Annotated in this window: 13 protein-coding genes; 7 read left to right on the forward strand and 6 right to left on the reverse strand. The window is 65.8% G+C overall.

Annotated features, from left to right (window positions below; genetic code table 11):
* The first annotated feature begins 3 nt into the window (after window positions 1-3).
* From purL to ABIE57_RS02265, 6 genes are all read left to right on the forward strand, one after another.
* Window positions 4-2,169 carry a phosphoribosylformylglycinamidine synthase subunit PurL gene (gene purL / locus ABIE57_RS02240; protein ID WP_354537351.1) on the forward strand — a complete coding sequence of 722 codons (2,166 nt, stop codon included), beginning with the start codon at window positions 4-6 and terminating at the stop codon, window positions 2,167-2,169.
* Window positions 2,170-2,353: 184 nt separating this feature from the next.
* Window positions 2,354-2,905, forward strand: coding sequence for a hypothetical protein (locus ABIE57_RS02245; protein WP_354537352.1), 552 nt, complete (start codon window positions 2,354-2,356; stop codon window positions 2,903-2,905).
* A gap of 67 nt (window positions 2,906-2,972) precedes the next feature.
* A complete protein-coding gene (locus tag ABIE57_RS02250) occupies window positions 2,973-3,209 on the forward strand; it encodes a BolA family protein (protein WP_354537353.1) in 237 nt (78 codons plus the stop codon).
* Window positions 3,209-3,457: a hypothetical protein gene (locus tag ABIE57_RS02255; protein ID WP_354537354.1), complete on the forward strand. Its 249-nt coding sequence runs from the start codon at window positions 3,209-3,211 to the stop codon at window positions 3,455-3,457. Before ABIE57_RS02250 ends, ABIE57_RS02255 begins: the two co-directional genes overlap by 1 nt.
* Complete coding sequence (gene grxD, locus ABIE57_RS02260) at window positions 3,454-3,816, forward strand: Grx4 family monothiol glutaredoxin (RefSeq protein WP_354537355.1); 363 nt, start codon at window positions 3,454-3,456, stop codon at window positions 3,814-3,816. Before ABIE57_RS02255 ends, grxD begins: the two co-directional genes overlap by 4 nt.
* Window positions 3,817-3,832: 16 nt before the next feature.
* Window positions 3,833-4,105, forward strand: a complete 273-nt coding sequence (locus ABIE57_RS02265; RefSeq protein WP_354537356.1) for a hypothetical protein — start codon at window positions 3,833-3,835, stop codon at window positions 4,103-4,105.
* 3 nt (window positions 4,106-4,108) lie between these two features.
* Here ABIE57_RS02265 and ABIE57_RS02270 read toward each other — a convergent pair whose 3' ends face one another.
* From ABIE57_RS02270 to ABIE57_RS02295, 6 genes are all read right to left on the reverse strand, one after another.
* On the reverse strand, window positions 4,109-4,450 hold the full coding sequence (locus tag ABIE57_RS02270; protein ID WP_354537357.1) for a hypothetical protein: 342 nt from the start codon (window positions 4,448-4,450) through the stop codon (window positions 4,109-4,111).
* Window positions 4,447-5,094, reverse strand: a complete 648-nt coding sequence (locus tag ABIE57_RS02275; protein ID WP_354537358.1) for a hypothetical protein — start codon at window positions 5,092-5,094, stop codon at window positions 4,447-4,449. Before ABIE57_RS02275 ends, ABIE57_RS02270 begins: the two co-directional genes overlap by 4 nt.
* On the reverse strand, window positions 5,094-7,385 hold the full coding sequence (locus ABIE57_RS02280) for a hybrid sensor histidine kinase/response regulator (RefSeq protein WP_354537359.1): 2,292 nt from the start codon (window positions 7,383-7,385) through the stop codon (window positions 5,094-5,096). Before ABIE57_RS02280 ends, ABIE57_RS02275 begins: the two co-directional genes overlap by 1 nt.
* The gene (locus ABIE57_RS02285) at window positions 7,382-8,542 is read right to left on the reverse strand and encodes an FIST N-terminal domain-containing protein (RefSeq protein ID WP_354537360.1); all 1,161 of its coding nucleotides are present in this window, start codon (window positions 8,540-8,542) and stop codon (window positions 7,382-7,384) included. Before ABIE57_RS02285 ends, ABIE57_RS02280 begins: the two co-directional genes overlap by 4 nt.
* A 2-nt stretch (window positions 8,543-8,544) precedes the next feature.
* Entirely contained in the window at window positions 8,545-9,255 is a 711-nt protein-coding gene (locus ABIE57_RS02290; protein WP_354537361.1) for a LuxR C-terminal-related transcriptional regulator, read from the reverse strand.
* A gap of 82 nt (window positions 9,256-9,337) precedes the next feature.
* Window positions 9,338-9,766, reverse strand: coding sequence for a VOC family protein (locus ABIE57_RS02295; protein ID WP_354537362.1), 429 nt, complete (start codon window positions 9,764-9,766; stop codon window positions 9,338-9,340).
* Between the two features lie 176 nt (window positions 9,767-9,942).
* On the opposite strand from ABIE57_RS02295, the gene thyX reads away from it, so the two are divergent.
* On the forward strand, window positions 9,943-10,854 hold the full coding sequence (gene thyX, locus ABIE57_RS02300) for an FAD-dependent thymidylate synthase (RefSeq protein ID WP_354537363.1): 912 nt from the start codon (window positions 9,943-9,945) through the stop codon (window positions 10,852-10,854).
* Window positions 10,855-10,965 lie beyond the last annotated feature (111 nt).

The raw sequence follows: 10,965 nt of genomic DNA on the forward strand, positions 1-10,965 counted from the left end.
GCCATGCAGGACCCGACCATCACCCCCGATCTGATCGCCGCGCATGGCCTCAAGCCCGAGGAATACGACCGCATCCTCGAAATCATCGGGCGCGAGCCGTCCTTCACCGAACTTGGCATCTTCTCGGCCATGTGGAACGAGCATTGTTCCTACAAATCCTCCAAGAAATGGCTGCGCACCCTGCCCACCACCGGGCCACAGGTGATTTGCGGACCGGGCGAGAATGCGGGCGTCGTCGATATCGGCGACGGGCAGGCGGTGGTGTTCAAGATGGAGAGCCACAACCACCCCTCCTATATCGAGCCTTACCAGGGCGCCGCGACCGGCGTCGGCGGCATCCTGCGCGATGTCTTCACCATGGGCGCGCGCCCCATCGCGGCGATGAACGCCTTGAGCTTCGGCGCGCCCGACCACCCCAAGACGCGCCAGCTTGTGCATGGCGTGGTCGCGGGCGTGGGCGGCTATGGCAATTGCTTCGGCGTGCCGACCGTGGGCGGCGAGGTGCGGTTCGATCCGGCCTATAACGGCAACTGTCTGGTCAACGCCTTTGCCGCGGGTCTCGCGGATGCGGATGCGATTTTCTACTCGGCGGCCAGCGGTGTCGGCATGCCGGTGGTCTATCTCGGGGCCAAGACAGGACGCGACGGGGTGGGCGGTGCCACCATGGCCAGCGCCGAATTCGACGAGTCGATCGAGGAAAAGCGCCCGACCGTTCAGGTCGGCGATCCCTTCACCGAAAAGCGCCTGATGGAGGCGTGCCTCGAGCTGATGCAGACCGGGGCCGTCATCTCGATTCAGGACATGGGGGCGGCGGGCCTGACCTGTTCGGCGGTGGAGATGGGCGACAAGGGCGGGCTTGGCATTCGGCTCACGCTTGATTCGGTGCCACAGCGCGAGACGGGCATGAGCGCCTATGAGATGATGCTGTCGGAAAGCCAGGAGCGGATGCTCATGGTGCTGCGCCCGGAAAAAGAGGCCGAGGCGCGGGCAGTCTTCGAGAAGTGGGATCTCGATTTCGCCATCGTCGGCGAGACCATCCCGGAGGACCGGTTCCTGATCCTGCATGGCAATGCGGTCAAGGCCGACCTGCCGCTGTCAAAGCTTGCCTCGTCCGCGCCCGAATACGACCGGCCCTTTGTCGAGGCCACGCCACCCGCGCCGCTCGATCCGGCCACCGTCCCCGCCATCGAGCCTATCGACGGTCTCCGGGCGCTGATCGGGTCGGTCAATTACTCTTCGCGCCAATGGGTCTACGAGCAATATGACACGATGGTCATGGCCGACACGGTGCGCACACCCGGCCTTGGCGCGGGCATGATCCGGGTGCATGGATCGGGCAAGATGCTGGCCTTCACCTCGGACGTGACACCGCGCTACGTGGCCGCCAACGCGCAAGAAGGCGGCAAACAGGCGGTGGCCGAGGCCTATCGCAACCTCACCGCCGTCGGCGCGGTGCCGCTGGCCACCACCGACAACCTCAATTTCGGCAATCCCGAAAAGCCCGCGATCATGGGGCAGTTCGTGGGGGCCATCCGGGGCATAGGGGCGGCCTGCGCGGCGCTCGACATGCCGATCGTGTCGGGCAATGTCTCGCTCTATAACGAAACCGACGGGGCCGCGATCCTGCCCACGCCGACCATCGGCGCGGTGGGGATCATCCGCGATCCCGAGACGGCGATTCTCGGGCAGGCGCGCGAGGGCCATGTCGCGCTGCTCTTGGGCGAGACGCGTGGGCATCTGGGACAATCGGCCCTTCTGGCCGAAGTGTTCAACCGCGCCGAGGGAGACGCGCCGCCGGTGGATCTGGAGGCCGAGCGCCGCCACGGCGAGTTCATCCGCGCCCATCACACGCTCATTCGCGCCTGCACCGACCTTTCCGATGGCGGGCTGGCCCTTGCCGCCTTCGAGATGGCCGAGGCGGCGGGTGTGGGTGTCCATCTTGACGCGGACGACATGGCGACGCTCTTTGGCGAGGATCAGGGCCGCTATCTCATCGCGTGCAATTTCGATCAGGCCGAGGCGCTGATGACCGAGGCAGGTCGCGCGGGGGTGCCGCTCTCCTCCGTGGGCCGCTTTACCGGCGACAGCGTGCGGCTGGGGCGCAGCGAGGCCCCGCTGGCGGAGTTGTCGGCGCTTTATCGCGGCACGTTCGGGGCGGTATTCGGCTAGGCGCGCGCCCCGCCCTGCGAAGGTGGTGATCTTTGGCGAAAGAGATCCTCCGGTCAAGCCGGAGGATGACGGCCGATACCAGAGGATGGCGCCCCTGTCCCTTCACGTTTCGGCGAGGGCCGTGGCGCGGATTACCCGCCTGTGGCAGGCTGATCCTGAGAGCCAACCCACAGGACACCCCGCCATGCCCCGCCTCATCGCGCTTCTTGCCCTCCTCCTGCTGCCGCTCCCGCTTGCAGCCCAGACCACACCCCCCAACGCCGAGGCCGGAACCGAGGCCGAGCCGCCGATGACGCTCGAGCGGCTGGATGCGATCATCCGCGCCCTTGACCCGGAGGTGCAAACGAACGGCACCATGTGGCAATTCACCGTCAACGAGGTCATCGTCCTCATCGTCACCGACGAGGCCGCAGACCGGATGCGCGCCATCACGGCGGTGCGCAAGGCCGAGGACGTGTCGCCCGAGGAACTGAGCCGCCTCATGCAGGCCAATTTCGACAGCGCGCTCGATGCGCGCTATGCCATCGCCAAGGATCTGCTGTGGTCGGCCTTCATCCACCCCCTGAAGCCGCTGGAGAAGAATCAACTCATTTCCGGAATCGGTCAGGTCGTGAACCTCGCGCAGAGCTATGGCACGCTCTATTCCGGGGGGGCGCTGCAATATGGCGGCGGCGACAGCGGCGCGTTGCAACGCGCGCTGATCGACGATCTGCTCAAGAGGGGCGAGGAAATCTGAGCCTCCCTTGCACGCGCGCGCCCTCAAGGCTACATCTGGGCCAGACGACACCGGAAGGACACGCCCCATGGCCCTGCTCGCCTCAGACATCGAAGCGCTTATCCGCGCGGCCCTGCCCGATGCCAAGATCGCCGTCGAAGGCGATGACGGCGTGCATTTCGCCGCCGAGGTCATCGACGAGCGCTTTCGCGGCATGAACCGGGTGCAGCAGCAACGCCTTGTCTATGCCGCTCTCAAGGGCAAGATGGACGGGCCCAACGGGGCCATCCACGCGCTCGCGTTGACCACCAAGGCCCCGGACTGATGTCGGGCGCGACCCTCATCGTGATTCTCTCGGCTCTTGTGCTGATCGTGGCCGTTTTGCGCGGCGCGCAGGCGCTCCGGCAGGACCGCGCCGCCGGGCGCGGCACCGCCCCCGGCGAGGGCCACAGCGTGATCGATGCGAATTATTCATCCGGCGGGGCGGGCGGCGGCCATCACATGAGCTACCGCATTCCCCGCGACCCGCAAACCTATGCCAAACTCTTCATCCCGAAGGACCGCAGGAAATGACCGACGCCAAGACCCGTATCACTGAGACCGTGACCGCCAACCCCGTGGTGCTCTTCATGAAGGGCACCAAGGACATGCCGCAATGCGGCTTTTCCAGCCGCGTGGCGGGGGTGCTCAACTACATGGGCGTGGATTTCGCCGATGTGAATGTGCTTGCCGACGAAGAAATCCGGCAGGGCATCAAGGATTATTCCGACTGGCCTACCGTGCCACAGCTTTACGTGAAGGGCGAATTCGTGGGCGGCTGCGACATTGTCACCGAGATGACGCTCTCGGGCGAGCTTGATCAGCTCTTCGAGGCCAATGGCGTGACCTATGACAAGGCCGCCGCCGAGAAAATCCGCGAGGCCAACGCCTGAGGGCGGGCGCGTCGCCATGTCCTCCGCGCCGCTCGCCCTCTCGCTGATCCTGCCCTTCGCGGCAATCTTTGCCTATGCGGGGTGGCATGAATGGCGGCGGGCGCGCAAGGAGGGGCCGGGCAATTACGGCCTCGCCTACGACCCCGAGACCGACAGCACCCATGTCACGCTGCTGGACGAGGGCGAGACGGGCTATGATCCCGAAGCCGACCCCGAGGGTGACGCGGGTGCGGGTGATGACGACGAGGGCGCGGATAGAGCCAACGCCCCGCCCCACGACCACCGGTAACGCTCAGAAACAGATGAGTTCCGCCTCTGCCTGAGCGCGGCGCAGCGCCGCGACGGCATTGTCGGCCGAGGCGGCGCTGTTGAACACCGCCATGCGCTCGCCCCCCACCCGGCGCATCGAGAGCACGGTTTCCGCCGCCAGATAGTCCTCATAGGGCAGGATTGCGGCGATCTCGTCGATGGAGCACGCGCAGCGCCGCAGCGCCTCGCGGCTCTGGCCATTCATGGCCATGCAGGCGAAAACGTAATCGGCGCGCGCCTCGGTCGGGTAATCGTTAAACCGCGCCGCCATGTCCTGCGCACCCGCGCCGGTGGCCAGCAGGGCAAGAAAAAGCGCCCATCTCATGGCCTTGCCCCCTCTTTGATCAGGACCGTCTCTGCGCGGTAAGCCCCGTCGGGGGTGGAGGCCCGCAAGGAATGATACCAGCCCGGCACCGCCTCGGACATGGTTACGCTCAACTCCAGATCGGCAAAGGCCCCCATCCGCGCGCGGTTCGGGTCATCCGCGAAGGGGCGCAGCACCACGGTGCGCGTCTCGACCTCGTGGCCCGCGACCACGGCCGTGCCGTCTTGCGGCTCGATGCTCCGGCTCATCGCCTCCTTGATGCGATTGCGGATGTAGAACGGGCTGCCGCCCGCTGTCGCGGCCATGTCGCGCACCACCTGTTCGTAGAACACCATGATCATCGGATTGCCGACGCTCGCCGGAAAGCGCCCCATGAGCCGATGCCGCTCGTCCTGACGGAAATCAAGCTCGGCCATTTCCACCCCGTCTTCGACGGTAAAGCCGAGAGCGATCTCGCCCGTGGCATTCTCGGCGCTTGCGGTGTCGCGCGCGTTCTCCACCGTCCGGCGATAGGTGAGCGCGCCGCCCCGGTCGAGGTCATCGAGCGTGCCCTCGCGGAACAGCAGGTCATAGGCCGGCACCGGCTCTGCCGCCGCCATGCCGCCGCAGATCAGACCAAGGGCCAAGGCCATACGCAGGATCATCAAATATCTCCCTTTCCGGGCCCGAGCCTAGGGGATCGGGGCGCACTGTCATTTGAGACTTTTGTCGGTATCCCCGCGCGCCACACCGCCCAGTTGATCAGCGGGCGCAGATGCGCAAGCTTCACCGGCTTGGGGATCACCGCGATATCGGCGCGCGCGGCCTCGCGCCGCAGCGCCTCGGAGCGGTCCGCCGTCACCAGGATCGCAGGCAGATGCGCGCCGCAGACGTCGCGCAGCGCCGCCACCGCACCCAGCCCGGTCGCCCCGCCGTCAAGGTGGTAATCCGCCAGCACGATATCGGGCCGCATCCCGTCCTCCAGCCGCGCCAGTGCCTCGGCACCGCTGCCCGCCCCGATCACCCGCGCCCCCCAGAGGCGCAACCGCTCGGCAAAGGCAAAGAGCACATCGGGGTCATTCTCGATCATCAGAACGTGATGCGCGAACGGTCCCTCGCTCGTGGCCGGGATGAGTGCCGCCGGATCACCCCGACGCGCGCGCCAGTCCACCACATCCATCGCAATGCTGAACACCGAGCCGCGCCCCGGTGCCGAACGCACGCCGAGCGCGTGGCCCAGATGCCGACAGGCGCGGTCCACCACCGAAAGGCCAAGGCCCATGCCGGTGCCGACGCGCGCCGCACCCGCGCGGGCAAACTCCTCGAAAATCCGCGCCTGATCGGCACGTCGGATACCGATGCCGGTATCCCAGACCTCGAGCACCGCGCGCCCGCCCTGCCGCCGCGCCCCCAGAAGAACCCTGCCTCCGGTTTCGGTATACTGGATCGCATTCACCACGAGGTTCTGAATGGAGCGGTGCAGATAGACCGGGTCCGAGCGCACGACGACATGCGCGGGCACCAGGTCGAGCCGCACGCCCTTGGCCTCGGCCAAGGGCAGTTGATCGGCAAAGACACTTTCCATCAATGCGCCCAGATTGACCTCGGCGGGCGTGACCGCATCCGGGTCGGCACTGTCGAGCCGCGAGATGTCGAGAAGCGCATGCAAAAGCTGTTCGGTCGAGGAAAACGCCCGATGCAGCCGGTCCACCATCGGCAAGAGGTGCGAGCCTTGCGCCGCCTCCTGCAAGGTCGAAATGAGCAGTTTGGCCGCGTTGATCGGCTGCAAGAGATCATGGCTTGCCGCCGCCAGAAACCGGGTCTTGGAAGACACCGCCGCCTCGGCCCGCTCCTTGGCAAGGCGCAATTCCTCTTCCACCCGCGCCATTTCCTCGAATTGCTCGGTCAGCCGGGCATTGGCGCGGGTCAATTCCGCCGTGCGCTCCATCACCCGGTTTTCCAGCATCTCGGTCGCCCGGCTCTCGAGCGTGACATCCTTCAATTCCACCAGAAACCCGCCATCGGGCAGCGTGTTGGCCTGCACATCCAGCACCCGGCCCTTGCCATGGCGCACGCGGCGGCGCAGCCAGCCGGTTTTCTTCAACTGCTCGCGCCAGTTGGCCACCTCGAGAAAGGCATCGTCGCGGATCAGCGCCTTCGCCTGCATGAAGCCCAACAGCCGCTCCAGCGTCGAGCCCCGGCCAAACTCGGTCATCGGCACGTCAAGGAGGTGGCGAAACTGCCGGTTCTGCATCATCACCGCCCCCTCGGGCGAGAAGGTGCAGACGCCCGAACTCATATGCTCGAACACCGCCTGAAGATAATCGGCCTGCCGGTCGATCAGCGTCTTTCGCTCTGACCGGTTCTGACGCACGATCGGCGTGATATCGGTCAGGAGCAAAACCACGTTGTCCGACGAGGTGCGCTGAAGCCCAAGCTGATACCAGATATCGCCCGAAATCTCGATCAGGATCGACATGACGATCCCCGCCTCGCCGCTGCCGCCCAACTGCGCGGCAGGGCGGTGGATCTTGCGGTCGGTCGAGACAAGGTGGCGGCTCTGCACCATCAATTCGAAATAGCCGTCAAGGCTCAGCCCGGTCCCCACCCGGTCGGCGATATCGGGCAGAAGGTTGCGAAAGAGGTCGTTGCAGACGTCCAGCCGACCCTCGGTAAAGAGGGCAAAGCCCTCGTGCATGGCCGAAAGCGCCTCGTGCAGGTTGCGCCGCGTGCGCTCGCGGTCGCCGCGCATGGTTTCAAGCTCGCTTGCCGCGCGCTCCAAGTCGCGGGTCTTGGCGGCGACCTGCGCCTGCAACTCGATGGCCGACTGAAAGGCGCTATAGGCCGAGAGGCTCAGCTCGTTCTGCCGGTCCGCGCGGCGCATCAGCGCGGCGATGATCCGCTCCTGTCGCTCCAGCCGCACCTCGGGCGGTTGCGATGCGTCGATCAGGCTCAAATCGGCCCGCCCCGCGCAGGCCCGAAAAACGCCACGCCGACAAAAGTCTGGTTCATGTGGACGCCGCCATGCTGCTCGCCATAGGTGTTGAAGCCCAGAACGCGGCGGGCGCGAAACACGTCCGAGACCTCGTGCGCGATCTGTTTCTGCTCGGCCTCGAGACGGCGCAGCACGCAATCGAAGCCAAGGATGAAATCGGGCGGCGCGCCTTCGGCATCACTCAGGTCAAGCCCCGCGCGCAGGTTCTCGATCATGCCGCGCCCGCGCCCCAGCGTCATGATCACCCCGTCGTCAATCGCCGCCATGAACGAGAGGGCATCGGTCTCGGTCGCATCCGCGATGGCGCGCACGTAATAGCGACCCCTGTGATGCACGAGGATCGGATTCTCGGCAAAGATGCGCGGCGAGAGATCGGCGCGCGCGCAGCCCACGATGCGCGCATATTCCGGCGCGGCCGGCGCGCCGTTGATCTCGAACACGAGGCGATCCTCGGGATCTGCGCCGGTGATGACCAATTGCTCTTCGGTCGGTTGGAAATGGTCGAAATTCACCCCCTGAAAGCTGAGCGCCGTCTCGACCATGAGCACGAGCGCCGCATCCTTCATCAGCCGCCCGTCATGGAGCACGAAGGTTTCGTTGAACTCCAGCCCGTCGCCCGCCGAGCCGCCAAAGACCGGCGTATCGGGCAGCACCGTCTCGAGCGTCGAGATGAGCAGGTCCTCCTGCTTGGACATGCCGTCGGCAAAGAGAAGCGCCAGCCGGTTCCAGCCCGGCGTGTGGCGAAACTGCGCATCGAGCCGCTCCACCGCGCCCGCGATCCCGGAGATCGAGAACGGCCGCAGCCGGTCGATCAGCACAGAGGCGCAGCGGAAATGCGCGCGCGGAAAGGCCATGAGCAAGAGCGCCTCCGAGGCATAGCCCTCGGGCGTGATCTGCCCCGCCGAGGTGCAGCCGAATACCGGCACGCCCCCCATTTTTGCCGAGAGCCCGCGCGCCACCGCCCCCGCGTCGAGGCATTTGGGGATGAACACAAGCGCAAAACAGGTGGCCGCAAGGTCAACCCCGGCGACCACTTCGGCCACCGCAGCCCCGGCCTCCGCCGCCTCGGAAGTGGCGACATGGACATGCAGCGGCGGTCGGAGGCCCTCGTCGCGCATCCTCAACCGTTGAGATAGGCGCGCGTCTCGGGGTCGCCCGAGCCTTGCGCGCGGGCATTGTTGATCAAGACCGCCGCCTGCGTGCGGTTCTTGACCCCCAGCCGGTTGAGCAGCGCGGTGATATGCGCCTTGACGGTCGCCTCTGCCAGCGACAGCTCATAGGCGATCTGCTTGTTGGCCTTGCCCGCGCAGATCAGCCGCATGATCTTTTGCTGCTGCGGCGTCAGGTTGGCAAGCGCGCGGTCGGCTTCGGTATTCTCGTCATGACGCGTCTCGAGCGCCTCCGTCAGCGCCTGTGGCACATAGCGCCCGCCCGCCCCCACCTGTGCGATGGCGCGCCGCAATTCCTGCGCCGACGCCTCCTTGGGCAGATAGCCCGCCGCCCCCTCGCGCATGAGCGCGCGCACCAGATCCGCCGAGGCAAGCGCCGAGATGATCAGCACCGGCACACCGCCCAACCGCTCGCGCAGGCTCACGAATCCCGAGATGCCCGCCACATCCGGCAGGCGCAGGTCAAAAAGCACCAGACCGGGCGACAATCCCGCATCGAGCCGCGTCAGCGTCTCGCGCAGGCTGCCGGTCTGCACCACCTCGCAATCCGGATAGACCAGCGAAATCGCTGCCGCCAGCGCATCGCTGTAAAGCGGGTGATCGTCCACAATCAGGACGGAGGCCACAGCGGCACGGGGCCGGATTTCGGCTCTCATGGTCATTGCAACTCCTCCCTGCGCGAAACTGTATCCGCTCGCACACGAATTGCAAGCGTCCGGCAGGGGCTTCACGGTGCGGTGAGCGTCACCAGTGGCCCACATTCTGCATGCTTGTCCACGGCTCCTCGGGCGCCAGCGCCTCGCCCGCCTGCAACAGTTCCACCGAGATGTTGTCGGGGCTGCGCACGAAGGCCATGCGCCCGTCACGCGGCGGCCGGTTGATGGTGACACCGTTCTGCTGCAAGTGGCGGCACATATCGTAGATGTTGTCGACCTCATAGGCCAGATGGCCGAAATGGCGGCTGTCGGACGGCAGCCCCTCATCCCCGTCCCAGTTCCAGGTAAGTTCCACCGGGCACTCTTCCTGCCCTTCGGGGGCCATGAAAACAAGGCTGAAACGCCCCCCCTCATTGTCCCAGCGCCGCGTCTCCTTCAGCCCGAGCAGGGCGAAAAACTTCATCGTCGCCTCAAGGTCCTTTACCCGGACCATGGTGTGCAGATAGCGGATTTTCATGACCAACCTCCGTTATGTCGTCTCGCGCCTCAGGATAGGCCCGCGCGCGCCGGTGTCGAGGGCGAATCCCCGCCGGCGCATTTCCTGTGGATACCACCCGATATCGGCTTGGCCGATCCAACACACGCAAGATATAGTGGAAACCGACTCATCCTCATGCCCCGAAAGGTGTCGCCATGCCCCTGACCCCGGACCAACAGGCCGAAATCGACGCCGCCCGCGCGCAGACGCATCAGACCCTGCGCGCCACAGCAGACGGGATGGAGGCACATCTCTACAAGGCCTACCCGGTTCTCGATCACGGCTTCGTGCGGGTGATCGACTATATGGGCGACGATGCCGCCATCTGTCAGGCGGCGCGCGTCTCCTACGGGCGCGGCACCAAATCGGTGCAGAATGACGAGGGGCTGATCCGCTATCTCATGCGGCACTGGCATTCGACCCCGTTCGAGATGTGCGAGATCAAGCTGCATGTCAAACTGCCCGTGTTCGTGGCGCGCCAGTGGATCCGCCACCGCACCGCCAACGTCAACGAATATTCCGCCCGCTACTCGATCCTCGACCGCGAGTTCTACATTCCCGCGCCCGAAGACCTTGCCGCGCAATCGACCACCAACAACCAGGGCCGCGGCGAGGCCCTGTCCGGCGAAGAGGCCGCGCGCGTGCTCGACATCCTGCGCGGCGATGCGATGCGCTGCTATGACCATTACGAACAGATGATCGGGCAGGAGGGCCAGCAGGGCCTTGCCCGCGAACTGGCCCGCATGAACCTGCCCGCCAATATCTATACGCAATGGTATTGGAAGGTGGACCTGCACAACCTGCTGCATTTCCTGCGCCTGCGCGCCGATGCCCATGCGCAGTATGAGATTCGCGTCTATGCCGACGCCATCTGCCGCATCACCGCCGACTGGGTGCCGTTTGCCTGGCGCGCCTTCGAGGATTACCGCATGGGCGGCGCCACGCTTTCCGCCACGGCGCTTGAGTGTGTGCGGCGGATGGTGAAGGGTGAGGAGGTCACGCAGGAGACCTCGGGCATGAGCAAGGGGGAATGGCGGGAGTTTACAAACATAATGGAGGAAAGTTAATTGCTCCATCCCGGATGATCACGTTTCTCCTCGGCGATCCGCCCTCTTCATGGCAAGATCGGTCCTGAGAGACATTTGGACGGAGGCGCGGACATGCTGATCCATCTTCAC

The organism is Roseovarius sp. MBR-6, assembly GCF_040547525.1.
Taxonomy (GTDB): domain Bacteria; phylum Pseudomonadota; class Alphaproteobacteria; order Rhodobacterales; family Rhodobacteraceae; genus Roseovarius.

Excerpts from the sequence above, each read along its gene's own strand:
- ABIE57_RS02245 (WP_354537352.1), top strand. The coding sequence starts at position 2,354 with ATGCCCCGCCTCATCGCGCTTCTTGCCCTCCTCCTGCTGCCGCTCCCG.
- ABIE57_RS02255 (WP_354537354.1), top strand. The coding sequence starts at position 3,209 with ATGTCGGGCGCGACCCTCATCGTGATTCTCTCGGCTCTTGTGCTGATC.
- ABIE57_RS02275 (WP_354537358.1), bottom strand. The coding sequence starts at position 5,094 with ATGATCCTGCGTATGGCCTTGGCCCTTGGTCTGATCTGCGGCGGCATG.
- ABIE57_RS02270 (WP_354537357.1), bottom strand. The coding sequence starts at position 4,450 with ATGAGATGGGCGCTTTTTCTTGCCCTGCTGGCCACCGGCGCGGGTGCG.
- ABIE57_RS02285 (WP_354537360.1), bottom strand. The coding sequence starts at position 8,542 with ATGCGCGACGAGGGCCTCCGACCGCCGCTGCATGTCCATGTCGCCACT.
- grxD (WP_354537355.1), top strand. The coding sequence starts at position 3,454 with ATGACCGACGCCAAGACCCGTATCACTGAGACCGTGACCGCCAACCCC.
- ABIE57_RS02265 (WP_354537356.1), top strand. The coding sequence starts at position 3,833 with ATGTCCTCCGCGCCGCTCGCCCTCTCGCTGATCCTGCCCTTCGCGGCA.
- purL (WP_354537351.1), top strand. The coding sequence starts at position 4 with ATGCAGGACCCGACCATCACCCCCGATCTGATCGCCGCGCATGGCCTC.
- thyX (WP_354537363.1), top strand. The coding sequence starts at position 9,943 with ATGCCCCTGACCCCGGACCAACAGGCCGAAATCGACGCCGCCCGCGCG.
- ABIE57_RS02295 (WP_354537362.1), bottom strand. The coding sequence starts at position 9,766 with ATGAAAATCCGCTATCTGCACACCATGGTCCGGGTAAAGGACCTTGAG.
- ABIE57_RS02250 (WP_354537353.1), top strand. The coding sequence starts at position 2,973 with ATGGCCCTGCTCGCCTCAGACATCGAAGCGCTTATCCGCGCGGCCCTG.
- ABIE57_RS02290 (WP_354537361.1), bottom strand. The coding sequence starts at position 9,255 with ATGACCATGAGAGCCGAAATCCGGCCCCGTGCCGCTGTGGCCTCCGTC.